This window comes from Cyanobium sp. WKJ7-Wakatipu (genome assembly GCF_024345355.1).
Classification (GTDB): Bacteria; Cyanobacteriota; Cyanobacteriia; order PCC-6307; family Cyanobiaceae; genus Cyanobium_A; species Cyanobium_A usitatum.
Genome location: NZ_JAGQAY010000013.1, coordinates 13776 through 39681 on the forward strand (window position 1 = coordinate 13776; position 25906 = coordinate 39681).

Annotated in this window: 25 protein-coding genes, 3 tRNA genes, 1 other RNA gene and 1 pseudogene; 17 read left to right on the forward strand and 13 right to left on the reverse strand. The window is 65.9% G+C overall.

Annotation, left to right across the window (positions count from 1 at the left end; translation table 11 throughout):
- Positions 1–142 precede the first annotated feature (142 nt).
- Positions 143–751, forward strand: a complete 609-nt coding sequence (rpsD, locus tag KBY83_RS09040) for a 30S ribosomal protein S4 (RefSeq protein WP_106501418.1) — start codon at positions 143–145, stop codon at positions 749–751.
- 217 nt (positions 752–968) lie between these two features.
- Here the strand turns inward: rpsD and trpC are convergent, their stop codons facing one another.
- The 5 genes from trpC to KBY83_RS09065 form a co-directional block, all read right to left on the reverse strand.
- Positions 969–1856, reverse strand: a complete 888-nt coding sequence (gene trpC / locus KBY83_RS09045; RefSeq protein ID WP_255019223.1) for an indole-3-glycerol phosphate synthase TrpC — start codon at positions 1854–1856, stop codon at positions 969–971.
- A 5-nt stretch (positions 1857–1861) separates the two neighbouring features.
- A complete protein-coding gene (gene lpdA / locus KBY83_RS09050) occupies positions 1862–3352 on the reverse strand; it encodes a dihydrolipoyl dehydrogenase (RefSeq protein ID WP_255019224.1) in 1491 nt (496 codons plus the stop codon).
- Positions 3353–3390: 38 nt separating this feature from the next.
- Positions 3391–4230, reverse strand: a complete 840-nt coding sequence (locus tag KBY83_RS09055; RefSeq protein WP_255019225.1) for an RNA methyltransferase — start codon at positions 4228–4230, stop codon at positions 3391–3393.
- A gap of 1 nt (position 4231) precedes the next feature.
- Positions 4232–4480, reverse strand: coding sequence for a hypothetical protein (locus KBY83_RS09060; protein WP_106501415.1), 249 nt, complete (start codon positions 4478–4480; stop codon positions 4232–4234).
- Positions 4481–4488: 8 nt separating this feature from the next.
- Positions 4489–4572, reverse strand: a tRNA-Leu gene (locus KBY83_RS09065).
- Positions 4573–4725: 153 nt separating this feature from the next.
- Here KBY83_RS09065 and murA point away from each other — a divergent pair.
- The 5 genes from murA (at position 4726) to KBY83_RS09090 (ending at position 9351) form a co-directional block, all read left to right on the forward strand.
- Positions 4726–6042, forward strand: a complete 1317-nt coding sequence (gene murA, locus KBY83_RS09070) for a UDP-N-acetylglucosamine 1-carboxyvinyltransferase (protein WP_106501414.1) — start codon at positions 4726–4728, stop codon at positions 6040–6042.
- Positions 6043–6054: 12 nt separating this feature from the next.
- Positions 6055–6136, forward strand: a tRNA-Leu gene (locus KBY83_RS09075).
- Between the two features lie 23 nt (positions 6137–6159).
- The gene (locus KBY83_RS09080; RefSeq protein ID WP_255019226.1) at positions 6160–7374 is read left to right on the forward strand and encodes an aspartate aminotransferase family protein; all 1215 of its coding nucleotides are present in this window, start codon (positions 6160–6162) and stop codon (positions 7372–7374) included.
- Positions 7364–8650, forward strand: a complete 1287-nt coding sequence (locus KBY83_RS09085) for a folylpolyglutamate synthase/dihydrofolate synthase family protein (RefSeq protein ID WP_255019227.1) — start codon at positions 7364–7366, stop codon at positions 8648–8650. The genes KBY83_RS09080 and KBY83_RS09085 overlap by 11 nt, the downstream gene beginning before the upstream one ends.
- A 242-nt stretch (positions 8651–8892) precedes the next feature.
- Positions 8893–9351, forward strand: a complete 459-nt coding sequence (locus KBY83_RS09090) for a pentapeptide repeat-containing protein (protein ID WP_255019266.1) — start codon at positions 8893–8895, stop codon at positions 9349–9351.
- Here the strand turns inward: KBY83_RS09090 and KBY83_RS09095 are convergent.
- The 3 genes from KBY83_RS09095 to KBY83_RS09105 are packed head-to-tail and all read right to left on the reverse strand — an operon-like array spanning position 9335 to position 12358.
- Positions 9335–10714 carry an FAD-binding oxidoreductase gene (locus KBY83_RS09095; protein WP_255019228.1) on the reverse strand — a complete coding sequence of 460 codons (1380 nt, stop codon included), beginning with the start codon at positions 10712–10714 and terminating at the stop codon, positions 9335–9337. The two genes, KBY83_RS09090 and KBY83_RS09095, sit on opposite strands and share 17 nt — an antisense overlap.
- Positions 10707–11987, reverse strand: a complete 1281-nt coding sequence (locus KBY83_RS09100; RefSeq protein WP_255019229.1) for an amidohydrolase family protein — start codon at positions 11985–11987, stop codon at positions 10707–10709. Before KBY83_RS09100 ends, KBY83_RS09095 begins: the two co-directional genes overlap by 8 nt.
- A complete protein-coding gene (locus KBY83_RS09105; RefSeq protein ID WP_255019230.1) occupies positions 11987–12358 on the reverse strand; it encodes a DUF4359 domain-containing protein in 372 nt (123 codons plus the stop codon). Before KBY83_RS09105 ends, KBY83_RS09100 begins: the two co-directional genes overlap by 1 nt.
- A 343-nt stretch (positions 12359–12701) precedes the next feature.
- Between KBY83_RS09105 and KBY83_RS09110 the strand changes: the two genes are divergently transcribed.
- A tRNA-His gene (locus KBY83_RS09110) sits at positions 12702–12774 on the forward strand.
- A 48-nt stretch (positions 12775–12822) separates the two neighbouring features.
- On the opposite strand, the gene KBY83_RS09115 is transcribed toward KBY83_RS09110, so the two are convergent.
- Together KBY83_RS09115 and KBY83_RS09120 are read right to left on the reverse strand one after the other, a co-directional pair.
- Positions 12823–13884: a DUF1611 domain-containing protein gene (locus tag KBY83_RS09115; RefSeq protein ID WP_255019231.1), complete on the reverse strand. Its 1062-nt coding sequence runs from the start codon at positions 13882–13884 to the stop codon at positions 12823–12825.
- Positions 13878–14975, reverse strand: coding sequence for a dipeptide epimerase (locus KBY83_RS09120; protein ID WP_255019232.1), 1098 nt, complete (start codon positions 14973–14975; stop codon positions 13878–13880). Before KBY83_RS09120 ends, KBY83_RS09115 begins: the two co-directional genes overlap by 7 nt.
- Before the next feature lie 133 nt (positions 14976–15108).
- Here KBY83_RS09120 and miaB point away from each other — a divergent pair, with 133 nt between their 5' ends.
- The 5 genes from miaB (at position 15109) to ftsZ (ending at position 20138) form a co-directional block, all read left to right on the forward strand.
- On the forward strand, positions 15109–16500 hold the full coding sequence (gene miaB / locus KBY83_RS09125) for a tRNA (N6-isopentenyl adenosine(37)-C2)-methylthiotransferase MiaB (protein WP_315858964.1): 1392 nt from the start codon (positions 15109–15111) through the stop codon (positions 16498–16500).
- Positions 16501–16533: 33 nt separating this feature from the next.
- A complete protein-coding gene (locus tag KBY83_RS09130; protein ID WP_255019233.1) occupies positions 16534–17631 on the forward strand; it encodes a D-alanine--D-alanine ligase family protein in 1098 nt (365 codons plus the stop codon).
- Complete coding sequence (locus tag KBY83_RS09135) at positions 17628–18038, forward strand: hypothetical protein (protein ID WP_255019234.1); 411 nt, start codon at positions 17628–17630, stop codon at positions 18036–18038. The genes KBY83_RS09130 and KBY83_RS09135 overlap by 4 nt, the downstream gene beginning before the upstream one ends.
- Positions 18039–18060: 22 nt before the next feature.
- Entirely contained in the window at positions 18061–18879 is an 819-nt protein-coding gene (locus KBY83_RS09140; protein WP_255019235.1) for an FtsQ-type POTRA domain-containing protein, read from the forward strand.
- Between the two features lie 119 nt (positions 18880–18998).
- Positions 18999–20138 (forward strand): cell division protein FtsZ, encoded by a 1140-nt coding sequence (ftsZ, locus tag KBY83_RS09145; protein WP_255019237.1) that lies wholly within the window; start codon positions 18999–19001, stop codon positions 20136–20138.
- Positions 20139–20156: 18 nt separating this feature from the next.
- On the opposite strand, the gene ffs is transcribed toward ftsZ, so the two are convergent.
- Positions 20157–20253, reverse strand: an RNA gene (gene ffs / locus KBY83_RS09150) — signal recognition particle sRNA small type.
- 45 nt (positions 20254–20298) lie between these two features.
- Between ffs and panB the strand changes: the two genes are divergently transcribed.
- A complete protein-coding gene (panB, locus tag KBY83_RS09155) occupies positions 20299–21138 on the forward strand; it encodes a 3-methyl-2-oxobutanoate hydroxymethyltransferase (protein WP_254960922.1) in 840 nt (279 codons plus the stop codon).
- Here the strand turns inward: panB and hemW are convergent.
- Positions 21047–22291, reverse strand: a pseudogene (hemW, locus tag KBY83_RS09160) (radical SAM family heme chaperone HemW); the annotation flags it as partial. The gene panB and the pseudogene hemW sit on opposite strands and share 92 nt — an antisense overlap.
- Positions 22292–22444: 153 nt before the next feature.
- Here hemW and KBY83_RS09165 point away from each other — a divergent pair.
- From KBY83_RS09165 to KBY83_RS09180, 4 genes are all read left to right on the forward strand, one after another.
- Complete coding sequence (locus KBY83_RS09165; protein WP_254960909.1) at positions 22445–23599, forward strand: PIN/TRAM domain-containing protein; 1155 nt, start codon at positions 22445–22447, stop codon at positions 23597–23599.
- 30 nt (positions 23600–23629) lie between these two features.
- Positions 23630–24316 carry an ATP-dependent Clp protease proteolytic subunit gene (locus tag KBY83_RS09170; protein WP_106501401.1) on the forward strand — a complete coding sequence of 229 codons (687 nt, stop codon included), beginning with the start codon at positions 23630–23632 and terminating at the stop codon, positions 24314–24316.
- Between the two features lie 63 nt (positions 24317–24379).
- On the forward strand, positions 24380–24982 hold the full coding sequence (locus KBY83_RS09175) for an ATP-dependent Clp protease proteolytic subunit (RefSeq protein ID WP_255019239.1): 603 nt from the start codon (positions 24380–24382) through the stop codon (positions 24980–24982).
- A gap of 4 nt (positions 24983–24986) precedes the next feature.
- The gene (locus tag KBY83_RS09180; RefSeq protein ID WP_255019240.1) at positions 24987–25373 is read left to right on the forward strand and encodes a nuclear transport factor 2 family protein; all 387 of its coding nucleotides are present in this window, start codon (positions 24987–24989) and stop codon (positions 25371–25373) included.
- A gap of 17 nt (positions 25374–25390) precedes the next feature.
- Here the strand turns inward: KBY83_RS09180 and KBY83_RS09185 are convergent, their stop codons facing one another.
- The gene (locus KBY83_RS09185; RefSeq protein WP_255019242.1) at positions 25391–25906 is read right to left on the reverse strand and encodes an ester cyclase; all 516 of its coding nucleotides are present in this window, start codon (positions 25904–25906) and stop codon (positions 25391–25393) included.

Here is a 25906-nt window from a genome sequence, read left to right on the forward strand (position 1 = left end):
TGGAGATCGAGGCTGCGCGGCCTAACCGATAGGATCGATCGTTGGCGCGGCACAGCTCGAGTTAGCGGGATCATCCCAGCATGCTCGATACCGCAGCGCCTTGCCTCCCAAGGGAGGTACTTCGTCCTTTGAATTTGTTTTCATGTCTCGCTACCGCGGCCCTCGCTTGAGGATCACGCGGCGCTTGGGAGACCTTCCCGGTCTCACCCGTAAGTCCGCTAAGCGGTCTTATCCCCCCGGTCAGCACGGCCAAGCCCGTCGCAAGCGCTCCGAATACGCCATCCGCCTCGAAGAGAAGCAAAAGCTTCGCTTCAATTACGGCATCTCCGAACGTCAGCTGGTTCGCTACGTCAAGAAAGCCCGGGCCCAAGAGGGTTCCACGGGTACCAACCTGCTGAAACTGCTCGAGAACCGACTCGACAATGTTTGCTTCCGTCTGGGTTTTGGCCCCACCGTCCCCGGCGCCCGTCAGCTGGTGAACCATGGCCACCTGACCGTGAACGGCCGCGTCGTGGACATCCCCAGTTACCAGTGCAAGGCCGGCGATGTGGTCGCCGTGCGCGAGCGCAAGCAGAGCAAGCAATTGGCTGAAGGCAACTTGGCCTTCCCGGGTCTGGCCAACATCCCGCCCCACCTGGAGCTCGATAAGAACAAGCTCGTCGCCAAGGTGATCAGCAAGTGCGAGCGCGAATGGGTCGCCCTTGAGATCAACGAACTGCTGGTTGTTGAGTTTTACTCCCGCAAGGTGTGAGCGACTGGCTGCTGCTGCGGCCCCGAACTCCCCAAGCCCTCGCCCAGTGGCGGGGGCTTTTTGTTGCATTCATTTTTGTAGCGACCGGCGTAGCGGCTGGGGTGGCGGCTGGCGTAGCGGCAGCACCCAACCTGCGCGCTTCTTAGCTAAACCAATGCTTGGCTAAGCCTTGGTTTAGCTAAGCATTGCAAACACAAAGATCAGCTGCTGCCGATCATCAGACGCTGCCGATCAAGGTCTCCAGTGCGGCGGTCACATCGGCCTCACGCATCAGCGCTTCGCCCACCAGCACCGCATCGGCGCCAGCACCCTGTACCCGGTCGAGGTCGTCGCGGGTGAACAGGCCCGACTCGCTCACCAGCAGGCAGCCCTTGGCGCGGATGCGTTCGCCATAAACGGCAGTGAGCTGCTCGGTGGTGGCCAGATCGGTATGGAAGCTGGCCAAATCGCGGTTGTTGATACCGATAAGTTGCACGCCATCAAGGCCCAGCACCCGCTCTAGTTCCTCGCCGTCGTGCACCTCCACCAGCACGGCCAGGCCCAGAGCCCTGGCCACCTTGAGCAGGTAAGCCATATCCTGATCGCTGAGAATCGCGGCGATCAGCAGGGCCGCATCGGCCCCGGCGGCGCGGGCTTGAAATAGCTGATATGGGCTCAGGATGAAGTCCTTGCAGAGCAGGGGCAGATCCACCGCTTGGCGCACCTGCACCAGCACCTCAAAGCCACCCTGGAAAAACTGCTTATCGGTAAGCACCGAGAGGCAGCTAGCGCCACCGGCGGCGTAGCCCTTGGCAATCGCTTCGGGATCGAAGTCCTCGCGGATCACGCCCTTGCTGGGGCTGGCCTTTTTCACCTCGGCGATCACCGCCGGCTTGCGGCAGGAGGCCCGCAGGGCCGCCAAAAAATCCCTGGTCGCCGGCAGCTCAGCCACCTGCTGTTTGAGCTTCTCCAAGGGCACCCTCTCCCGGGCGGCCGCTATTTCCCGATCCTTCTCCCAGAGGATCTGCTCAAGAATGTGGCGTGGCTCGCTGTCCTCGTGGCGGATGGCGTATTCGAGAAAGGCCACCTTCACCTTGGGGTTGGGCGGCCGGCGACGGATCTCCATGGTGCTCAGCCTGCCACCGCCATGGCTGCTTGCTTGTAGGCCACTTCCACCACCTCGCTCAAGGTTGGATGGGTGTGCACCTCGGTGGCCAGTTGCAACACGCTCTGGCGGCGAGCCACGGCGTTAGCGATCTCCTGGATTAGGTCGGCCGCATGCAAACCAAAGATGTGGGCGCCCAGCACCTCACCGCTGGCTTTGTTGAACAGCAATTTCATCAGACCTTCGCCCTCGAGTTCAGCCAGGGCCTTGGAATTGGCCTTGAAGTAGCTGCGCACCAGGCCCAGCTCAAAGCCCTCTTGCTCAGCCAGGGCTTTGGCATCGGCCTCGCTCAGGCCCACCGAGCTGATCTCCGGGTGGGTGAAGGTGGCCGCTGGGATTGAGCGGTAGTCGATCTGGCGACTGTGGCCAAGAATGTTGTCTACGGCCACGGTGCCTTGGGCGGCAGCGGTGTGGGCCAGCATCATCTTGCCGGTCACATCGCCTACGGCCCAAAGGTGCGGCACCGGCTCACCTCCCACCAGCACCCGCATGTGCTCGTCGACTGGCACGAAGCCCCGCTCGGTTTCCACACCAACGGCAGCCAGGTTGAGCTCGGCGCTAGTGGGCACGCGCCCAGTGGCCACCAGCACCGCATCCACCTCCAGGGTTTCCACAAGCTCCTTGGTGGCCATGTCTGCCAGCTCGATCTTCACCGGGCAGCCGGGGGTCACCTTGCGGGCCAGCACACCGGCGCGGGCATCGATATCGCGGCCATTGATCAAGGTGCGGGCAGCAAGCTTGGCGATGTCGGGATCGAAGGTGGGCATCACCCGATCGAGGGCCTCGATCATCGTGACCTCGCAGCCCAGGGCCGTGTACACATCGGCAAATTCCAGGCCGATGTAGCCGCTGCCGATGATCGCCAGCCAGCGGGGCAGCCACTCGAGGTTCACCGCCTCATCGCTGGTGAACACGGTGTGCCCATCTGTCTCGATGCCGCGGGGCACGAAAGGCTCAGAACCTGTAGCCAGAATCACATCGCGGGCGCTAATGGTGCGCTCGATGCCACTGCCGCTCTCGCGCACCGTGACCTGCTGATGGCCGGCCAGACGGCCCTGACCCCGCAGGATCGTGGCACCGGCGCGCTCCAGGGACTTGGTGAGATTGTTGCGGATAGTTGCCACCAGCTGGTTGGCATGGTCGGCGATCTTTTGGCGCTCAAAGCGCACTGGGGCGGCGTGGATGCCAAAGCCCGCCAGATGCTCGGCGTCGGCCAGCTCCCGCACCCGGCCGCTGGCCGCCAGCAGGGCCTTGGAGGGCACACATCCCCTGTTCACACAGGTGCCGCCCATATCGCGCGACTCGACGATGGCGACCCGCAGGCCATGGTCGGCAGCGTGCTTCGCCGCATCGAAGCCGCCATAGCCGGCACCGACCACGATCACGTCGTAATCGAAGCTCGATCCGTCAAAACGCGATCCGTCAAAACGCGATCCGTGGAGGGGGGCTTCGCTCACCGGGCAGAACTGCGGTTGTTGACGGGCATTCTCCCCCGTCAAGCTCCAGCCTGCTGGCGCAGACGCTCGAGCAGTAGCGGAGCTGCCGCCACGGCCACATTGAGGGATTCCACCGCTGGGCTGTGGGGAATGGTGACGCGCTGGCTGGCAAGGGCCTGGAGCTCCGCTGACACCCCAGCTCCCTCATTGCCAAGCAGCAACACCGTGGGCCGGGTCCAATCGAGCTGCCAATAGGGAAGAGGTGCCGAAATAACAGGCACAGATCCGGTCTCGGGGCGCACCGCAACCACCAGCTGCAGGGCGGCGGCCGTTGCCGCCTGCAACCGCTCCGCCAACTCCTGCCTGCTCTCTCGCACCAGGGGCAGGGCCAAGGCAGCCCCCGCCGAGGCGCGCAACACCTTTGGTTGAAATGGGTCAGCCCCATCGGCCAGCCACAGGGCCCCAACCCCCGCCGCCAAGGCAGTGCGCATCAAGGTGCCGAGGTTGCCGGGATCCTGGATCCCATCAAGGGCCAGCACAAAGCTGGCTGTGCCTGGAGCCGCTGCCGTCGGAGGCAGCAGGCTGGCCACCACACCATCGGGATGCTGGGTAGTGGCTATGGCCTCCAGCACCTCACCACCCACCAGTCGCCAACTGCAGCCTGGAGGCAGGGCTGCCACCAGCTCGCCATGGTCCGCCAGCCAAGCGGCGGTAGCCAAAACGTCCCTGGGCTGAAGCCCTAGGCGCACCGCCTCCTGCAGTAGGTGGGTGCCTTCCAGAAGCAGCAACCCCTGCTCGCGGCGACCGCGAGACTCCTGCAGAAGACGCAGCTGCTTAACCAGCGGGTTGCGGCGGCTAGTGAGCGGCTCGGCAGCACCCAAGCCATCGCTTGGGATCACTTCAGAAAGCCTGGTGACGGCGCACACTCAAACCGTCGTGCACTACGAGCTCCTTGCCGTCTAAATCGAGACCACGCACCGAGGCGACCTCACCCTTCAAGCCTTCAGCATGGAGGTTTTCGACCAATTTCTTGATGACAATGTCCTCGATCGTGGATTGATCAAGGCTGTCGGGGGTAAGGCTCTCAAGGAATTTGCCTAGCTTCGAAGCCATCACCTCGGAAGCGTTTGAGATCTTGAGAACGATCATGGGAAAAGTGCGGATGGGGAGACTTGAACTCCCACGACATTGCTGCCACTAGTACCTGAAACTAGCGCGTCTACCAATTCCGCCACATCCGCGTGGCTGTCGCTAGAGCTGAGCTCGGTGCAACGAGCAAAACATAAGCCATCGGCAACCCGCACCAGGAGTCGGAGCCAGTTCCGGCGGCGGTGGTCTAGACGGTCTCACCTTTTATTGTCAATATGCTGCGACATGAGCTGGGCAGTCGTTCCATGGGTCTGATCGCTGTCCAATCACCTAGCAAGACCCGTTCTCTTCAAAATCCTCGGCTTGAAATCCGAGGCGGCCGGTGCCTCTCCGGTGAGCTGCACGTGAGTGGTGCCAAGAACTCAGCCTTGGTGCTGATGGCTGCCTGTCTGTTGACCAGGGACACCATCCGACTGAGAAACGTCCCTCCTCTCACCGACATCGCCGCCATGGGCGAAATGCTCAGCAGCCTTGGCGGCCAGGTCCACCGTGATGGTGACGCGCTGGAATTAAAAGGAGATTCAATCAATAGCTCTACAGCGCCCTACGAGCTGGTGAATAGCCTGAGGGCCAGCTTCTTCTGCATTGGCCCCCTGCTTGCCCGCACTGGCATGGCCAAGGTGCCCCTTCCAGGCGGCTGCCAGATCGGTACCCGGCCAGTTGTCGAGCATGTCAAAGGTCTCAAGGCCCTGGGTGCCCAGGTCACCATTGAGCATGGGGTCGTCACCGCCGTGGTGCCAGGCAGCGGCCATCGCCTCACGGGCGGCCGCATCCACATGGACTGCCCCAGCGTTGGCGCCACCGAGACACTAATGATGGCGGCCGCGCTCGCCGATGGCGATACGGTGATCGACAACGCCGCCCTTGAGCCAGAGGTGGTTGATCTGGCAGGCCTGCTGATCGCCATGGGCGCCAAGGTGCGCGGCGCCGGCACCTCCACGATCACGATCGTGGGTGTGGATCGCCTGCATGGCGCCGACTACGCCGTGATCCCAGATCGCATCGAAGCGGGCACGTTTCTACTGGCAGCCGCCATCACCCGCTCCCATTTGCGGGTAACCCCAGTGATCCCAGATCACCTTGGCGCCGTACTAACCAAGCTCGAGGAGGCGGGTTGCACCTTGGAGCACGACGGCGTCGGGCTCACCATCAAGGCCGATCAAATCAATGCAGTTGACCTGCGCACCCAGCCATTCCCCGGCTTCCCCACCGACCTGCAAGCCCCCTTCATGAGCCTGCTGGCCACGGCCCGGGGCACCAGCGTGATCACCGAAAACATCTTTGAAAATCGCTTGCAGCACGTGGGCGAACTGCAACGCATGGGTGCCGACATCCGCATGCAGGCCAACACCGCCTTTGTGGAAGGGGTGGCACGCCTCAGCGGTGCTCCAGTGCAAGGCAGCGACCTGCGCGCCTCCGCGGCCATGGTGCTGGCTGGCCTAGCCGCCGACGGCATCACCAGCGTGCGCGGCCTCGAATACCTAGACCGTGGCTACGCCAATCTTGAGGGCAAGCTCAATGCCGCCGGTGCCAGCATTGAGCGTGTCAGCTCGGCGGCTTAAGCTCTCAACTGCGGGAGCGTGCCGGAATTGGTAGACGGACTCGACTCAAAATCGAGCGCCTTCGGGTTTGTGGGTTCGAGTCCCACCGCTCCCATCTCGCCCATCACCCACTCAGGCATGTCTGCCTCAGCCGTGATGGACACCTACGCCCGCTTCCCGATCAGCCTCACCCGAGGCCGGGGAGTCTGGGTTTGGGATAGCAATGGCAAGCGCTATCTCGACTGTGTAGCCGGCATTGCCGTCTGCACCCTCGGTCATAGTGACGGGCGGCTGAAGCGGGCCCTAAGCCGCCAGCTGGGCAAGCTGCAGCACGTATCCAATCTGTATCGAATCCCCGAGCAGGAGGAACTCGCCGCTGCGATCACCGCCAGCAGCTGCCTGGATCGGGTTTTCTTCTGCAACTCCGGCGCTGAGGCCAATGAGGCCGCCATCAAGCTGGCCCGTAAGCACGGCCACACGGTGAGGGGAATCGCCACTGGCGACGGCAAGGCGCCCCTAATCCTCACCGCCCAAGCCAGCTTCCACGGCCGCACCCTGGCTGCGGTTACGGCCACGGGTCAGCCCAAGTACCACCAGGGCTTTGAGCCGATGGTGCAGGGCTTCCGCTACTTCCCTTACAACGACACTGCCGCCTTTGAAGCTCTGCTCGCCACCTGCGAAGTGGAGGGTCCGCGGGTGGCCGCCGTGCTGCTCGAACCAATTCAGGGCGAAGGCGGCGTGCATCCCGGCAACAGGGCCTTTTTTAGGCGGGTGCGGGAGCTCTGCGACGCCCACAACATTCTGCTGATCTTCGATGAAGTGCAGATCGGCGTTGGCCGCAGCGGCCAGCTCTGGGGCTACGAGCAGCTGGGCGTCGAGCCCGATGCGATCACCCTGGCCAAGGGCCTCGGCGGCGGCATCCCCATCGGTGCCCTGGCGGTGAAAGCCTCAGTGGATCACTTCCGCCCCGGCGAACACGCCAGCACCTTCGGCGGCAACCCCTTCGCCTGCCGCGCCGGCCTCACCGTGCTAGCCGAACTGGAGCGGCGCGACCTGCTCAGCCACGTGCAGCGGATGGGCGCACTGCTGCAAGAGCTACTGGCCCAGCTGGTGAGCCGTCATCCCACCCTGCTGGAGGGGGTGCGGGGCTGGGGTCTGCTGCAAGGCCTGGTGCTGCGCGAAGAGGCCCCAAGCGCTCCGGACATCGTCAAGGCGGCCATGGAGCAGGGGCTGCTGCTGGTGCCCGCCGGCCCACGGGTGGTGCGCTTCGTGCCCCCGCTGGTGATCCAGCCCCGCCACCTGCGCCTGGCCGTCGACCGCCTCGAGCGCGCCCTACTCAGCCGTGGCCGATGAAACAGCCGTGGGCACTGAGCTCGACAATTTCGCCGACCTGATCGAGCCCTTCAGCCGCCGCGGCGTCGACCTGGGACTCGATCGCCTCCAGGCCGCCCTCGCCGAGCTTGGCAACCCCGAGCGCCGCTTTGCCGCCGTGCAGGTGGCGGGCACCAACGGCAAGGGCTCGATCTGCACCCTGGTGCACCAGGCCCTGCTGGCCGCCGGCATCCGCGCCGGCCTCTACACCTCGCCGCACCTGGTGAGCTGGACCGAGCGCATCCGGCTTTGCCATGACCCGATCGCCGCGCCATGCCTGCGCCGCCACCTGGAAACCGCCACGCCGATCGCCCAACGCCACCAGCTAACACCGTTTGAGCTGGTCACCGCCGCGGCCTTCCTGGCCTTCGCGGAAGCTGAACTGGAGCTGGTGGTGCTGGAGGTGGGACTGGGGGGCCGGCTCGACGCCACCACCTGCCATCCCCACCGGCCCGTGATCGGCTTTGCCTCGGTGGGGCTCGACCACGCTGAGTTCCTCGGGCCGGATCCAGCCACGATTGCCGCCGAAAAAGCCGGCGTGCTCCAGCCGGGGGCCGTGGCAATTAGCGCTCCCCAGAGCCCGGAGGTGGCGGCGGTGCTGAGCGATAGCGCCGCCGCAGTGGGAGCCGAACTGCGCTGGGTGGAGCCACTGGATCTCAACCAGTGGACCCTGGGGCTTTCAGGAGCAGTGCAGGCCGCCAATGGCGCCGTCGCCCTGGGCCTGCTGCGGGCATTAAAGGAGCGGGGCTGGCCGGTCAACGACCCAGCCATACGCCGCGGTTTCGCAGCAGCCCGCTGGCCAGGCCGACTGCAACAACTGAGCTGGCACGGCCTACCCCTACTGCTCGATGGCGCCCACAACCTGCCCGCCGCCCTCGCCCTACGCGCCGAACTCGACGCCCATCCCGAGCGCCACGGCCTGGTCTCCGGCCCGCGCCACTGGCTGCTTGGCATGCTGGCCAACAAGCAGGGGCCGGAGATAGCCGCGGCCCTGCTGGGCCCGGGCGACCGGGCCTGGATCGTGCCGGTGCCGGGGCACGCCTGCTGGAGCCTTGAAGCCCTTACAGCCGCCTGTCCCAGACTCGCTAGCCAGCTGCACAGCGCCCCCAGCCTCGAGGCCGGCCTGGCCCAAGCGGGAAGTGGTTTGCAGCGCGTGGTAGCTGCTGGCTCTCTCTACCTACTCGGCCAGGCAGCCACATCAGAGCAGACCCCAGTTGCAAGCCCAGGGACTTCTGAAGGGACTTCTGACTTTGCTTAATCAGGTTTTTGCTTGTTAGCTTAGCTAAGGCTAAGTCAAGTCATAAAACACGCGCCTCCTCCTCCCCTTCTGCCACTCCACACCATCCAGGCCAAAGTGAGGTCCCGCGGCCCATCCCCATGGCTCCCTTCTTCGAACTCCTCTCAGTGGCCCAGTCAGTAGCGAAATCAGTAGCGAAATCAGGAGCAAAATCAAGCGCGAGATCAATAGGGAAATCAGTAGTCCTTTCCCTAGCTCTGGGGCTGCTGCTGGTGCTGTCTCCACTGCTTTCTCCACTGCCGGCAGCGGCCGACTTCTCCGGCGTGGACTACACGCTCACCAACCAGAACGAGCAGGATTTCAGCGCACAGAACCTAGCCAATACCTCCTTCGCTGGGGCCACCGGACGGCACGCCAACTTCAGCGGCGCCGATCTCCACGGGGCGATCCTCACCCAGGCGGCCTTCCCCAATGCCAATTTCGCCGGCGCCGATCTCAGCGGCACCCTGATGGACAAGGTGGACCTCTCCGGAGCCGATCTCAGCGGAGCCATTCTCACCGGGGCCATCGCTTCAGGCAGCAGCTTCCGCGGCGCCAACGTCACCGATGCCGACTTCAGCGACGCCCTGATCGACCGGGTAGACCAGCGCTCCCTCTGCCGCGATGCCGAAGGCACCAACCCGATCACAGGCGCCGACACCCGCCTCAGCCTGGGCTGTTAAGCCAGCCGCGCAATTTGCCTGGGTTGAGCAGGCCGGCCGGGTCGTAGGCGGCCTTTGCTGCCACCTGGTCGGCATCGATCACACCCAAGCCGCCATCTTCGACGCTGATCACGTGGGGGTTAAACAACACGGCACCGCAGCGTCGGCAATCGTCTAGCAGCTGCTGCAGGGACTCCTCGCCGCGCCAGCGCAGCAGCGGCAGGGCCGCCAGCCGGGCCGCACCCTGCTGCCTCACGGCCTCCAGGTGCCAAAGCAGGTCGTCGCCCCATTGCTCCCGCAGGCGCTCCAGACAGGGGGCCTCCGGCTGGGGCAGCAGCATCTGCAGGTAGGTCCAATCCGAATGCTGGGCGCGCCAATGCAGGGTGGTGTGGTTCCAGCTGAGCTCCCGCAGCGGCAGCCCACGGCTCTGGCCCTGGGGGGCCTGCCAGCGCAGCGCTCCGCCCCGGGCCGCCAGCCAGCTCGGCAACACCTCCAGGGCTGCGGGGGCGGCCAGCAACAACAGGCGCTGCTCACCAGGCTCGGGCGCCGGACAGCCCGCCGGCCAGGGGAGCTGGCTAACCAGCGGCGCCTCCAGCACGGTGATGGCATTGAGCTCAAAGGCCGTGCTTGTAATGGCCTGGGCCGCCGCCAGGGCCTGCCCCCACTGCTCGAAACCCACCACCAGCTGCTGCCAATGCACAGCCTCGCTGGTGGGCAGCCGCAGGGCCGTGATGATGCCATTGGTGCCGTAGGCGTGGTTGAGCGGGGCGCTGGCCGCAGCATCGAGCTGCAGCAGTCGGGGCTCGGGCTCGAGGGTTACCACCTCCAGGCCCAGCAGGTTGCCGGGATCGCGCAGAAAACCCCAGCGCAGGGAGCCGATGCCGCCGGAGCCCCCGGCGATAAAACCACCGATGCTGGCGCTGCGCACCGTGCTGGGCACCAGCCGCAGGGCCCGGCCCCGGGGGGCCAACTGCTTCTCGATCGCCCCCATCAAGGCGCCTGCCTCCACCTCGAGCACCCCGGTGGCTTCATCCAGCTGGCGCAGCTGATTGAGGCCGCTGAGATCCAGCACCAGCCCGCCTTGCAGCGGCACGCACTGGCCATAGTTGCCCGTGCCGGCACCCCGCACCGTCAAGGGCACGCCCTGGCGAGCACAGGCTCCTGCCACCAGCAGCACCTGCTCCACCGTGGTGGCTCTGGCCACCAGCTGGGCGCAGCAGCCCTGCAGCAGGGGCACCAGCACCGGCGAGTAGTCGTAGTAGTCGCGGGAGAGCCGCTCCAGCTCCAGCGGCGACTCGGCCCCGAGCAGCAGCAGGGCCGAATCCAACCGGCGCAGCTCAGCTGCCAGGGCAGTGATCTGGGCCTCAGGGCAACGCTCAGCCATGGGGTGGCAAAAGGGGTGAAGGCTTCTCAGCTTCGGGCGGCGGCAGCCAGACGCCTTGACGCAATACCCGCCGCTGGGGCGGCCGGGCCAGCAGCTCCCCCCAGCTACCAGCCCCAAGCAGCACTAAATCGGCTGGGGCCCCAAGCCGAACCACCCCATCCCAGGCCAGCTCCAGCACCGCTGCGGCGGCGGTGCTGAAGGGGGCCAGGCCCAGCCGCTGCCAGGGCATCAATTGGCAGAGCGGCGCCGACCAGCGCAGCAGCTCAATGGGATCGAAATCACCACCTGGATACCAGGGGTCTTGCACGTTGTCGCCGCCGATAGCCAGCCTCACGCCCGCCTGCTGCAGGCTGCGGATCGGCGCCAGGGGCCGCCGCCAGGGGGTGCGCCCGGGCCGGCGCCCCAGCAGCCAAAAATTGGTGGCAGGCAGGGCTACCACGGCGATGTTGGCGGCGGCCAGCCGATCCGCCAGCCGGTCGCATTTGCGTTGCGGCAACAGGGCCATGCTGCTGGCGTGGCTGCAGGTGATCGCCACGGCGCGGCGCTGCTCCAACACCAACTGGGCCACCATCGCCACCCCCTCGCCAGGGCAGGAATCGGCCTCATCAACGTGCAGATCCACGCCGCAACCATGGCGCTCGGCCAGGTCAAGCAGGGCCAGCAGGGCCTCGCGGTCGGCGCGGCGGCGAGCGGCACCCTGGCCATAGGGCGGCCCGATCACCCCACCCAGCAGCCCCTGGCCAGCGGCCACCCGCCGGGCCAGGGACTGCCCCTCCGCCGTGAGCCAATGGGCCATCGGTGCCAGGGCCACCAGCTGCAGCTCCAGCCGCTCGCGCCAGCGCTCACGGGCCGCCAACAGGGCTTCCCAGCTGGGCTCGGCCCCAGCTCCCACGCTATCGACATGGCTGCGGATCGCCCGCACGCCGTTGCGCCAGGCCCGCTCCAAGGCCCGCTCAGCCCGCTCAGCCACCTGCTCAACGCTGCGCTGAGCGTATTCGCGTTGGTTAGCAGCTAAGGCCGCCGCCATCGTGCCCTCCCGGTTGGGAAAGGCGGCGGCGCTGAAAGCCTTATCCAAGTGAGTATGGGGCTCAATCAGGGGAGTTAGGGCCAGGGGCAGGCTGGCCGCCGCCGCCTGGGCGGGCAGGGGCGAAATGGCCGTGATCCGTCCCGCCTCGAAAGCGATGCTCAGGGACACCAGCCCATCCGCATCGGCGCGAAACCCGGCTCCGCCCAGGCGCGGATCCAGCAGCCCCCGGGGCAGGCGCAGCTTCACTAGGGGCTCTCGGAACGGTCGCTGGCAGCGCTGATCAACACAAATTGACCGGCTACACCCATCACGGTGGAGCGAAAGCGCGGCACCTGCCAGCGCAGCAGCGATTGGCCGCCCAGCTCACTTTCGAAAACACTCAACAGGCCGTAGTTGCGGCGGCGGGTGTGGCTGAGCACCACGGCCGCCAAGGCCGCTCGCTGGGCCTGAACAAGCCCAACACAGTTGTTGATCGCCATCCGCAACAGCACCGGCACGCCGCCATCGCCGCAGAGCTCCTGGCTGATCTCTTCCACTAGGCGATCACTGGCGAAGGCACGAAAGTCTGCAGGCGATGGATTGGTGAGGGCAAGCCCGCCAGCGGCTAGGCCGAGCATGATCAAGCCAGGCGCCCATGCAAAGCGGGCCGGGGTGTCCGAACGGCAGACCAAACGGTGCAAAGTTGCAGGCAATCAAGGTTGGCACCCTTTGCTCGCCACGGCAGGCGCCTTGCCCCAACCCTCAACGTCCTGTCTAATGCGAGCCCAGGGGCAAGGGCATGGACCAGAAGCTCATTGGCATGGCCTTTCTGGCTGCCCGAACTGCAAACAGGCGCCGGGATTCTCTGCCTGGTAGGAATTCCGATCCTGTGGCTGAGGCCGCGGTAGCTGGGCTGAAGCAGGTCGCCGCAACGGGTGAGAAGCCTTGACAGGCCACGACTTGCTACATTCCAAGAGCGCGGCGGGCGTCGCCAAGCGGTTAAGGCAGCGGCTTGTGGTGCCGCCATCCGGGGGTTCGAATCCCCTCGCTCGCCCTTGATTCCCTAGCCGTCCCCACCACTTTTGGGGCGGCTTTTTTGTGACTACTGCAGCGCCTGCAGCAAAACCCCAGCCCCATGCCGCACCGGATCGGCGCAAGGCAAGCCGAGCTCGGCCGCGGTGGCGGCAACAGCAAGCTGAGCTGCGGCGGCGTCCAATCGGGCGGTGTTGAGCGCCACGGCCCGCACCCGCGGCCGCAGGCCATCGGGACGCCCCAAGGCCGCCAGGGCCTCCAGCGCCGCGATCAACTCGGCCAGGGGCGGGATCGCCACCGGCACCTCCCCTGGCCGGGTGCGCACATGGCTCTGGCCAGCGCGGTGCACAAGCAGCAGTTCGGTGGGCTGGCTGCCGCGCAGCAGGGGCAAGGTGGCGCTGGAGCCCGGATGGCAAAGCGACCCCTGGCCCTCCACCAGCAGCAACGCCTCCGGCCCGGCCCCAACGGCGGCGGCCAGCACGGCCGCCTCCACGGCACCGGCGGCGTAATCAATCCGCACGGCATCGAGGGCCACGCCCTGGCCGCTGATCAAGATGCCCGCCTGGCCCGTGCCCACAAAGCGGGCGTCAAGGCCGCAGCGCCTGGCCTCAGCCTGCAACTCCAAGCAGGCGCTCATCTTGCCCACGGCCATATCCGAACCCACGGCCAGCACCCGGCGGCAGGGCAGTGCAGCGGCTCGCGCGGCGGCCACCTCCAAGCCAGCCGGCTCCTGGCGCAGATCCCAGATCCACTGGCCGGCTCGGCTGCAGGCGGCAGCCAGCTCGGGATCATCGCCAAGGCGGCTGTGCAGGCCACTGGCCAGGTTCAGCCCCGCCTCCAGCGCCGCCAGCAGATCGGCCCGCATCGCTTGTGGCAGGCGGCCACCGGAGGGGGCCAGCCCCACCACCGCCACCTCGGGCCCGTAGGCCAGGGCCGCCGCCATATCAGCCACCACCGGCACAGCCCGCTCAATGCCGCTCACCTGCTGCAGGTCGGAGCCAGCGAAAGCTGGATCGATCACCGCCACGATCGGTCCACTGCGATAGCGCAACATCGCCAAACCGGTCTTGCCGCTGAGGTCGTCGAGGCCGCCGTGGAGCAGCAGCACGACCGGAGCGATTGGGCTCAACATGACGCCTGCCCCATGGAGATACCCAGATTGATGCCAAGGCCGGGGCCCGCTGGCGGAATCAGCACGTCTCCCTCCAGGGTCAATCCGGTGAAGGGGTCGTCCACCAGGTTGAGATGGCTATCGAGATCGGGCCAGGTCACTAGGGGCAGCAGCTGGGCTGCCGCGCCATTGAGCAGGGCGCCATCCGAGTAGCAGCCCACCATCACCCCTAAACCCAGGCGGCGAGCCGTCTGGGCCAGCAGCAGGGCTTCGCTGAGGCCACCGCTCTTGAGCAACTTGATGTTGATGCCATCCACGTGGGGGGCCAGCCGCAGCAGATCGGCCAGCTGCCAGCAGCTCTCATCGGCCACCAGGGGCAGGGGAGATTCGCCATGCAAGGCCGCAAAACCAGCGCTGTCAGCCTCCGGATCCAGCAGGGGCGCCAGGGGCTGCTCGAGCAGCACCACGCCGGCCCGCTCCAGGGGCTCGAGCATGGCCCGGGCTGTGGCCAGATCCCAGCCGCCGTTGGCATCCACCTGCAGCTCGCAGGCGCTGCCGGTCTGCTGGCGCCGCTGCTCAAGGGCGGTAGCCACCCCCTCCAGCAGGGGCAAGTCGTAGGCGATGCCAGCAGGGCTGCCGAGCTTGAGCTTGATGCGGGTGGCAGGCAACTGCAGCCACCAGCGCTCAAGCCGCGCCAGGACAGCCTCGGGCGTACCTAAGCCAAGGGTGACGCTGGTGGCGACACAGGCGCCTGGATCCAGGCCCCAGAGCCGGTGCAGGGGCTGGTTCAACCTTTTGCCCCACCAGTCGTGCAGGGCCAGATCCAAGCCGCAACGGGCCGGGGGGCTCAGGGCGGCCAGCAGGGGCTCCAGGGCCTGCAGGGGCTCCGGCGCCAGGGCGGCCAGCTGGGGGGCAACCGCCTCCAGCTCCGCAGCAACGGCATCGGTGTCGTAATGGCGGTGGCCGGTATCGAAGCCGCCGGTCTCGCCTATGCCCGTGAGCCCGTCGTGCTCAAGGCTCACCAGCAGGTGCTCCGCCGTAGCCGTCGTGCCGCGGCTGATGGCCAGGGGCACGGCCTTGGTGAGCTGAAAGCGTTGCAGGCGAAGCTGCATTAGGGCTGAGGCGCTGCTCTCAAGCTGACACGGGTCTGGCACACGTCCTGGAATCCGTACAGCGTGTACAGATTCCAGGACACCAGACCAGGTCCCTTTTCCCGCCAGCCGCCAACTCTGATAGCCGAACCCGATGGCCGAAACTAGTTGCATGACGGCCACCAACCTCAGCACCAACGTCCCCCGCGGCAGCTACTGGATCACCACCTTTGGCTGCCAGATGAACAAGGCGGATTCCGAGCGCATGGCCGGGATCCTGGAAGCCATGGGCTACCGGGCCGGCACGGACGAGCACAGCGCCGATTTGGTGCTTTACAACACCTGCACAATCCGCGATAGCGCCGAGCAGAAGGTTTACAGCTACTTAGGCCGCCAGGCCCAACGCAAGCGAATCAACCCCAACCTCACCCTGGTGGTAGCGGGCTGCGTAGCCCAGCAGGAGGGCGAATCTTTGCTGCGGCGAGTGCCCGAGCTGGATCTGGTGATGGGCCCCCAGCACGCCAACCGGCTGGACACCTTGCTGGCCCAGGTGGAGCAGGGTCAGCAGGTGCTGGCCACCGGTGAGCAGCACATCCTTGAAGACATAACCACCGCTCGCCGCGACAGCCAGATATGCGGCTGGGTGAATGTGATCTACGGCTGCAATGAGCGCTGCACCTACTGCGTGGTGCCCTCGGTGCGCGGCCAGGAGCAGTCGCGGCTGCCCGAAGCGATCAAACTGGAAATGCAGGGCCTGGCGGCACGCGGCTTCAAGGAGATCACCCTGCTGGGCCAAAACATCGATGCCTACGGCCGCGACCTGCCCGGCATCACCCCCGAAGGCCGCCGCGCCCACACCCTCACCGACCTGCTCCATCACGTCCACGACGTGGCCGGAATTGAGCGGATCCGCTTTGCCACCAGCCACCCGCGCTACTTCACCGAGCGGCTGATCGATGCCTGCGCCGACCTACCCAAGGTGTGCGAGCACTTCCATGTGCCCTTCCAGAGCGGCGACGATGACGTGCTCAAAGCCATGGCCCGCGGCTACACGGTGGATCGCTACCGCCGCATCGTTGAGCGCATCCGTGAGCGCATGCCCGATGCCTCGATCAGTGCCGATGCGATCGTGGCTTTCCCCGGCGAAAGCGACGCCCAATACCGCCGCACCCTGGCCCTGATTGAGGAGATCGGCTTCGACCTGGTGAATACCGCCGCCTACTCGCCGCGGCCTAACACCCCAGCAGCCGACTGGCCAAACCAGCTCAGCGAGGCGGTGAAGGTGGAACGCCTGCAGGAGCTCAACGCCCTGGTGGAGCGCACTGCCCAGCAGCGCAGCAACCGCTACGCCGGCCGCTGTGAGGAGATCCTGGTGGAAAGCAGCAATCCCAAAAACTCCAATCAGGTGATGGGCCGCACCCGCACCAACCGGCTCACCTTTTTCCCCGGCCAAAACGCCCATGGCAGCCCGATCAAACCGGGCGACCTAGTAACGGTGCAAATCAAAGAGGTGCGCGCCTTCTCCTTGAGCGGCAAACTGGCCTGAGTTTTGGTCCCCCTGGGTCCCATACCGGCTGGCATGACACCCACCCCCATCGCCGTTGGTCTGATCTTTGGGGGAGCCTCCGGCGAACACGCCGTCTCAATCCGTTCCGCCGCCACGGTGGCGGCGGCCTTGCAGGATGCCGAAAACGCGTCGAGCTACGCGCTGCATTGCTTCTACATCGACCCCGAAGGGCGCTGGTGGGGAGCTGAATTGGCCGATGCTGTGTTGCGCCAGGGCAGCCAGGCCCGGCTCGAGCAACTGCCCCAACCGCTGCCGCCGCCTGGATTCCGGGGCTTACCTGCCGGCGCCCTGGAGATCGATGTGTGGCTGCCGGTGCTGCACGGCCCCAACGGCGAAGACGGCACGATCCAGGGCCTGTTCACCCTGATGCAGGTTCCCTATGTGGGTTCGGGTGTGCTGGGCTCGGCGGTGGGCATGGATAAGCAGGCGATGAAGGCCGCCTTCGCCGCCGCCGGCCTGCCCCAGGTGCCCTATGCCTGCGTGTCAGCGAGCGCAGCAACCCAAAACGACGACGCCCTGCTCGACCAGCTGGAGAGCCAGCTCGGCTACCCCTGCTTCGTGAAACCAGCCAACCTCGGCTCTTCGGTGGGCATCAGCAAGGCCACTGATCGGGCCAGCCTGCAGGCCGGTCTGAAGCTTGCCGCCGCGCTTGATCCGCGGCTGGTGGTGGAGCAGGGGGTGACGGCCCGCGAGCTGGAATGCGCGGTGCGGGGCGGCGGCCACCAGCCCCTGCAGGCCTCGGTGCTGGGCGAAATCTGCTTTGAAGCCGATTGGTACGACTACGAAACTAAATACAGCGAGGGCAAAAGCCACACCGTGATCCCGGCGCTGGTGCCAGAGGCGGTGGCTGAACGCTGCCGGGCCATGGCGATCGAGGCCTGTGAGGCCGTTGGTGCCATGGGGCTTTCGCGGGTTGACTTCTTCTTCTGCGAAGCCAGTGGCGAACTGTGGCTCAACGAGATCAACACCCTGCCGGGCTTTACCAGCCAGAGCATGTACCCGATGCTCTGGGCCGCCACGGGTGTGGCCCTGCCCACCTTGGTGCGCGAATTGATCGAAGGGGCCCGACAATGGCATCTGCAGGTATCTAGTGGAGGCCCTTCGACATGAGTCACGGCCTGCTTTGGCTGCCACTGCTTTTAGTGTTCGTACTGCTCACCGCCCTGGGCTGGCTCGAGCGGCGGCGGCAGCGCTTGTTTCGCCAATGGGCCGAGGGCTCCGAGCTGGCCAAACTCGACAGCTGCGGCGGCGCCCGGCTGGTGGATGGCCTGCTGAGTTGGTGCACCTTCGAAGCCGGTCAACTCAAACAAGATGACTTTTTTGTGATTAAGCAGCTCGAATTGGTTGAGCTGCTTTCGCTGGGTTCGGGCGAGGCGCCCCTCACCGAAGAGAGCCATGGGGCTTGCCGACTGCGCTTAGTGGGTGGTGGCGAACAAAAAGACCTGCCCTTCGCCGATTCAGAGCGGGCCCGGCGCTGGATCGATGAGCTGATGTCGCGCTCGCGCTGCGAGTTGTGAGCCAGGAGTGGAGCCTGTTGCGGTGAGTGCCACCCCTCTCCCACCTGGATCGGAGCGGCGGCGCCAACTGCGCCAGCAGCGACGCCAAGAGCGCCTGCGCAATCTTTGGCGTTTCCTTGTGCTGCTAGCCCTCGCCGGCGGCCTGGGCTACGGCCTGCTGCGTCAGGGCTGGGTACTAACCGGCCCCGACCAGGTGGAGGTGGTGGGCAGCCAGCAGGTGGGAACCGACCAGGTGGTGCAAGCCGTCCGCCTGACTTTTCCCCAACCCCTGCTGGGCTTGCACCCCAAACGCATCGCCGATGTGCTGGCCGGTGCCCTGCCGGTGGAACAGGTGCGGGTGAGTCGGCTGATGGCACCGCCGCGGCTGCGGGTTGAACTGGTCGACCGCCAGGCGGTAGCCAGGGCCCAGCGACGCACCGCCAAGGGAAGCGAGCAGGGCTATGTCGATCGATTCGGCCACTGGATGAGCATTGGCCAGGGCCAGGGGGCCGCAGCCAAAGCCAGTGCCGGCTTACTGGTGCTGGGTTGGCAGGCCCGCTACCGCCCGGCCCTCGCCCTAGTGCTCGAACAACGGGGGCGGCTTGGTGGCGATATCAGCCAGATCCGCTTTGAACCAGACAGCAGCCTGTGGCTGCAGAGCAAGCGGCTCGGCAAGGTGCGCCTCGGGCCGGCTGATGCCCAATTGGGGCGGCGCCTTGAAGTGCTCCGTCACCTGCAACAGGAACTGCCGGCAAAGGTGAAGGGCCGCCAGCTGCAATCCATCGATCTCAGCGATCCAGAACAACCCGAGCTGGGCTTACCCGCCACCCCTGGCCAGGCTGCCGCCAGCAGGGAGCCGTAAGGAATCCAGCAGAGACATGCCAGGAAACCCGCAAAGGTGAGACACTCTCCTAATCCAGGCAAGGAAAGGCCGACATAATGCAGTCGCCGATTGTTCGCACCGCCACCCCCGATGCCGCTATGACCCAAAGCTCTTCCCAGTCAAACGGTGTCCAAGCCTCAAACGATCCGTCCTTTGGCGGCGTTTCAGGCGAGATTGTGCCGAGCCAGTCGGCACGCATCGAAGTGATCGGGGTCGGCGGTGGCGGCAGCAATGCGGTGAACCGCATGATTGCCTCCGACCTCCAGGGTGTGGGCTACCGGGTGCTGAACACCGACGCCCAGGCGCTGCTGCAGTCGGCATCGGAGAAGCGCATCCAGCTCGGACAAAAACTGACTCGCGGCCTAGGTGCCGGCGGTAATCCGGTAATCGGCCAAAAGGCTGCGGAAGAGTCCCGGGCCGAACTGCAGGAATCACTGCAGGGTGCCGACCTTGTTTTCATCGCAGCTGGCATGGGTGGCGGCACCGGCACCGGCGCAGCACCAATCCTTGCCGAGGTCGCCAAGGAAGTTGGCGCCCTCACCGTAGGCATCGTCACCAAGCCCTTCGGTTTTGAAGGTCGCAAGCGGCTGCGTCAGGCCGAAGAGGGCATTGCCCGGCTTGCCGAGAGCGTGGACACCTTGATCGTGATCCCCAACGATCGCCTGCGCGATGCCATTGCCGGCGCCCCCCTGCAAGAGGCCTTCCGCGCCGCCGATGACGTGTTGCGGATGGGCGTTAAGGGCATCAGCGACATCATCACCCGGCCTGGCTTGGTGAACGTCGACTTCGCCGATGTGCGCTCGGTGATGGCTGGCGCCGGCACAGCCCTGCTTGGCATCGGGGTGGGCTCCGGCCGCTCCCGCGCTCTTGAGGCTGCTCAGGCGGCGATGAGCAGCCCCCTGCTGGAATCGGCCCGCATCGACGGTGCCAAGGGTTGTGTAATCAATATCAGCGGCGGCAAAGACATGACCCTCGAGGACATGACTACCGCCTCTGAAGTGATCTACGAGGTTGTCGATCCTGACGCCAACATCATTGTGGGTGCCGTGGTGGATGAACGCCTCGAGGGCGAAATCCACGTGACCGTGATCGCTACCGGCTTCGAGAGCGGCGCCCCTTACCGCACCGAGCGCACCGTGGTCAGCTTTGCCGGAACTCCCCTGTTCAACAGCGCCCAGGAGGAACGGGGCGCGAAAATCCCGCCATTCCTCCTCAACCGCCAGAGCCAGGAAAGCTAGTCAGCGGTTTGTGATTGGGGTGACCCGGATTCCACGCCTGCCCTGAGCATCCCGTGTGGCTGCTCCCTTCCGGTCCTGACCAGATTTGGGCGTCAGAGCCGCATGGGTCCGAGTCGATTAGATGTTAGCAATGGCATCACTCGCACCGAAGCCCGTGCCCCTGCGCCCCGCTGATCTGGCGAGCCGCAAGCAGGCGGGCCTGCCGATCACGATGCTTACGGCCTGGGATGCCCTCTCTGGCGCTCTGGTGGCCGAGGCGGGCGCTGATGCGGTGCTGGTGGGGGATTCCCTGGCAATGACCGTGCTGGGCCACGCCACCACGCTGCCGGTGACCCTCGAGGAGATGCTGCACCACACCCGGGCCACGGCCCGCGGCCTAGCCAGCAGCTGCGGCCCTGGGCAGATGCCCCTGCTTATTTGCGATCTGCCCTTCCTCAGCTATCAGTGCAACCCAGATGACGCAGTAGCTGCCGCCGGCCGGGTGCTCAAGGAGACCCCCGCCGCAGCTGTGAAACTTGAAGGCGCCGAGCCTGAGACCCTGACCTTGATCGACCGGTTGGTGCGCAGCGGCATACCGGTGATGGGCCACATCGGCCTGATCCCCCAGTCGGTGCATCGGCTGGGCTACCGCCGCCAGGGCAACGATGAGGTCAGCCGCGAGCGGCTGCGGCGCCAAGGCCTGGCCCTGCAGGCAGCGGGCTGCTTCGCCCTAGTGCTTGAACACGTGCCCGCCGATTTGGGCGCCTTGCTGCAAAAGGAATTGGAACTACCGGTGATAGGCATCGGCGCCGGCGAGGGCTGTGATGGCCAGGTTCGGGTCACGGCAGACCTGCTGGGGCTCACCAGCCGCCAGCCCCCCTTCAGCCCGCCGCTGTTGCAGGGTCGTGCCCTGGGGGTGGCAGCGCTGCAGGGTTGGATCGCCAGCCAGCGTCACCCTGCCCAGGCAACTGCTCCTGCTCCTGCCACCAAGCCAGTAGCTCCCGCAGCACCCCATTGCTGAGGGCCAGGCCAGCTGGATCGCTGAGTCGCCAGCGGGGCCCCTCAATCCGCAGCAGCCCCTCACCTATCCAAGACTCCAAGTGGCTGCGCAAGGCCACAAGCGCCGCTGGCCCCAGCCCCGCCTGGGCCAGCAGCGCGGGCATGGACACCCCCTCGCGGCGGCGCAACCCCACCAGCAAGCGCTCATCTAGCGGCATTCCTGGGCAAGCCTCACCAGCGCTAGCGGGCGGCGAGCCCGGCTGGGCCAACCAGTCGGCGTAGGCCTCGCGGGTGCGCGGCCGGGCCAGGCGCTCACCCCAGGGCGCCGCGGTGGCTCCCATCCCAAAGCCCCACCAGCCGGCGCCGCTCCAGTAGACGCGGTTGTGGCGGGAGGCGTGGCCGGGGAGGGCGTAGTTGGAGATCTCGTAGTGGCCGTAGCCAGCGGCGCTGAGCTCGGCCCAGGTGAGCTCCATCAAGTCGGCGCCTAGGTCGGCATCGGGGAGCTGCAGCTGGCCGCGATCGTGGCGCTGGGCAAACACGGTGCCGGGCTCCAGGGTGAGGTCGTAGACGGAAAGGTGGGGCGGTGCCAGGGCAATGGCTTGCCGCAGTTGGCGGCGCCAGTGGCCTAGGTCCTGACCCGGCAGACCCTGGATCAGATCCAGGCTCCAGCTGCTGAGGGCCCCGCCGCCCAGGGCTTGGGCCAGCCAGCCGGCGGCCTCCAGCAGGTCCGCGCCGCGGTGGCGGCGACCCAGCCCGGCGAGCACGGCATCGTCAAAGCTCTGGCCGCCCAAGCTCACCCGGTTTACCCCGGCCTGCAGATAGCCAGCCAGGCGATCCTGGTCAAAACTGGCTGGATCAAGCTCCAGGCTGATCTCAGCTCCAGGAGCCAGGCCAAACCGGCAGCTCAGTGCCGCCAGCAGGGACTCCAGCTGTGGGGGCGTCAGCAGTGAGGGCGTACCGCCACCGAAATACACCGTGGCAAGCTGGGGGCCGGGGGGCGAGGCGGCAATCTCCTGCAGCAACAAGCTGAGGTAGGCCGCAATCGAGGCCGACCCCGGCGCCGGCGCTTCGCCGCCGGCAAGGTCGCCTAGCGGCACCACCGGAAAGTCGCAATAAAAGCAACGCCGGTGACAAAAGGGGATGTGCAAATAGGCACTGCGCGGCGGCCAGAGCAGGGCGGCTACCTGGCCTGGAGCTGGGGCTGGGACTGGAACTGGATGGGGAAATTGAGCAGTCACAACAACAGGTGCGGAAACCCCTTCAGGCCAAATGCACCGAAATCAGGCATGCTGCACCCCAGATCAGTTGGGTAGCCACGCACGACGGGAATGGTGGACTCCCTCATCCTGATCCTGTTTGTGATCTCTGGCGCCGCCGCCGGCTGGCTGGGGGTAGACCTGCTGCCCGAGCAGCTGCTGCTGCAGGTGGACAAACCAGAAGAGCTGCGCACCGTGCTGGGCGGCTTCGGTGCCTTCTTTGGGGTGATCGCTGGAGTTTTCTTCCAGCAGCTGCGGCGCAAGCTGATGCAGCAGGTCCGCACCATGCCCACCGACCTGCTGATAAGTCGCGCCGTGGGACTGATCCTCGGCCTGCTGGTGGCCAACTTGCTGCTGGCGCCGATCCTTCTGCTGCCCCTGCCCTGGGAGGTGATCTTCATCAAACCGCTGGCGGCGGTGCTCAGCAACGTCTTTTTCGGCGTATCGGGCTACAACCTGGCCGAGGTGCATGGCCGCACCCTGCTGCGCCTGTTCAACCCCAGCAGCACGGAGGCGATGTTGGTGGCCGATGGGGTGCTGCAACCGGCCAGCGCCAAAATCCTCGACACCAGCGTGATCATTGATGGCCGCATCCGCGGCCTGCTCGCCTCAGGGCTGCTGGAGGGCCAGGTGATCGTGGCCCAGAGCGTTATCGATGAGCTGCAGGCCCTGGCCGACTCGGGCAACGCCGAGAAGCGCGGCCGGGGCCGCCGCGGCCTCAAGCTGCTTAGCGAGCTGCGCGAGCAGTACGGCCGGCGGCTGGTGGTCAACAGCACCCGCTACGAAGGCAACGGGGTCGACGACAAGCTGCTGCTGCTCACCGCCGACACCGGCGGCACCTTGCTCACCGCCGACTACAACCTGGCCAAGGTGGCTGAGGTGAAGGATCTCAAGGTGCTCAACCTCAGCGAGCTGGTGATCGCCCTGCGGCCCGAGGTGCAGCCTGGCGACGAGCTGCAGCTCAAGATCGCCCGCGATGGCAAGGAGGCCGATCAGGGCGTGGGCTACCTCGACGACGGGACCATGGTGGTGGTGGAAGGCGCCCGGGGCCGCATTGGCGAGCGGCTACCGGTGGTGGTCACCGGAGCCCTGCAAAACCCCACTGGCCGGATCGTTTTCGCCCGGGGCGACGGAGCCCCAGCCGAGGCCAATGGGGAGGCCACCGCCAAGCGCAAACCACGGCAAGAGCGCAGCAAGGCCAATCCGCAGGCGGACGGCCCCCGCTAGGCTCCGCAGACCTGCTTCCATCAACCGCGGATGTCGGTTTCAGCCCCCTACTACGGCGATTCCGCGGCCATGCGCACGCCGCCGCCCGATCTGCCCAGCCTGCTGCTGAAGGAGCGAATCGTTTATCTGGGCTTGCCCCTGTTCAGCGACGACGACGCCAAGCGCCAGATGGGCATTGACGTCACCGAGTTGATCATTGCCCAGCTGCTCTACCTGGAGTTTGACAATCCGGAGAAACCAATTTTCTTCTACATCAACTCCACAGGCACCAGCTGGTACACCGGCGACGCCGTTGGCTTTGAAACCGAAGCCTTCGCCATCGCCGACACGCTCCGCTACGTGAAGCCGCCGGTGCACACCATCTGCATCGGCCAAGCGATGGGCACCGCAGCCATGATCCTCAGCGCCGGCACCAAGGGCCATCGGGCCGCCCTGCCCCACGCCTCGATCGTGCTGCACCAACCCCGCAGCGGCGCCCGCGGCCAGGCCACCGACATCCAGATCCGGGCCCAGGAAGTGCTGCACAACAAGCGCACCCTGCTGGAGATGCTTTCTCTCAACACCGGCAAGTCGGTGGAGCAGCTGTCCCGCGATTCCGATCGGATGACTTACTTCACCGCTGAGGAAGCCAAGGAGTACGGACTGATCGATCGGGTACTCACGAGCCTGAAAGACCTTCCAACCGCTCCGCCGGCCACGGCAGCCGGCCTGGGCTGAGCCACCATCTGGCTGCCAGCCCCCCAGGCACCCCGCGTTCCACCGACCACCCCAACCAAACCCATGCCCATCGGCACCCCCAGCGTTCCCTACCGCCTCCCCGGCAGCCAGTACGAGCGCTGGGTTGACATCTACACGCGGCTGGGCGTGGAGCGAATTCTCTTCTTGGGCTCGGAGGTCACCGACGCAGTGGCCAATGCCCTAGTGGCCCAGATGCTCTATCTGGATTCGGAAGACAATTCCAAGCCGATTTACCTGTACATCAACTCGCCCGGCGGCTCGGTGACCGCGGGCCTGGCGATCTACGACACCATGCAGTACGTCAAGAGCGAAGTGGTGACCATCTGCGTGGGTCTGGCCGCCTCGATGGGCGCCTTCCTGCTGGGCGCTGGCACCAAGGGCAAGCGGCTGGCCCTGCCCCATAGCCGGATCATGATTCACCAGCCCCTGGGCGGCACCAGCCAGCGCCAAGCCAGTGACATCGAGATTGAGGCGAAGGAGATCCTGCGCATCAAGGACATGCTCAACCACTCGATGGCCGACATGACTGGCCAACCCTTCGAGAAGATCGAGAAGGACACCGACCGCGATTACTTCCTCAGCGCCGCCGAAGCGAAGGAGTACGGCCTGATCGATCGGGTGATCGCCCACCCAAGCGAGGCCTGAGCCGATGGCCACCACCCTCCCCGAAGCTGCCGATCTGTTCTACACAGCTGGCAACCAGTTGCTTGCAGGGGATTGCGCCCCATTTGCGGAGATCTGGTCTGAGGGCGATGACATCAGCCACCTCGGCCCCACCGGCAATCTCTGCATAGGACACAAGGCGGTGTTTGAACAGTTCACCAAGGAGTCCGCCATGGGCTTCGAAGGCACCTTGGTGGCTGACGACCGTCGCTTTGTTGAAAGCCCTGAAATGGGCTACATGGTGTGCATGGAGCGCACCAGCGGCATGACCCAAGCCGGTGCGGAGATTCGGACTGACATCCGCGCCACCACGGTCTTCCGCAAGGAGGCTGGCCACTGGCGTGTGGTGCACCACCACACCGATACCTTCTAAGGCCCAAATTCGTAAATTCAGCCCTTGCCGGTCGCAGCCAGCAGCCGGGCGGCGGTGTCGAGCCCGATCGGCAGCCCGGATGGATCCAGCAAGCCCAGCTGGACCAATAGTCCGGCCTGATCCCAGTAGATGTGCTCGTAGGCCACCTTGCCTTCGCGCACGCCCACGATCACAACAAGGGCCATCTCCACGCGACGGCCGGTGGGAGCCACCCCGGGCAGCAGATGGCCGATGGCTTTTGTGTGGGTGAAGCGAATCACCAGCTCATCCACCAGGCGCTCACCATCCACGGTGCGTGAAATCTGGATGAACTCAACATCGGGTGGAAAGAACTGGCCGATCAGCTGGGTGGCGTAGAACTCACGCACCCCTTCGGCGCCCTGCCCCCCGGTGCCAGAGGCCAGATTGATCAGATGGGGGTTTTCCACCATCGTGGCCATGGTGGCGTCGAGATCGCCGTTTAGCTCGGCCTGCATGTGGGCCTCGAAGAGAGCGGCGGCCGTTGTCGAAGTGGTGGCTTGGTCGACAACCAT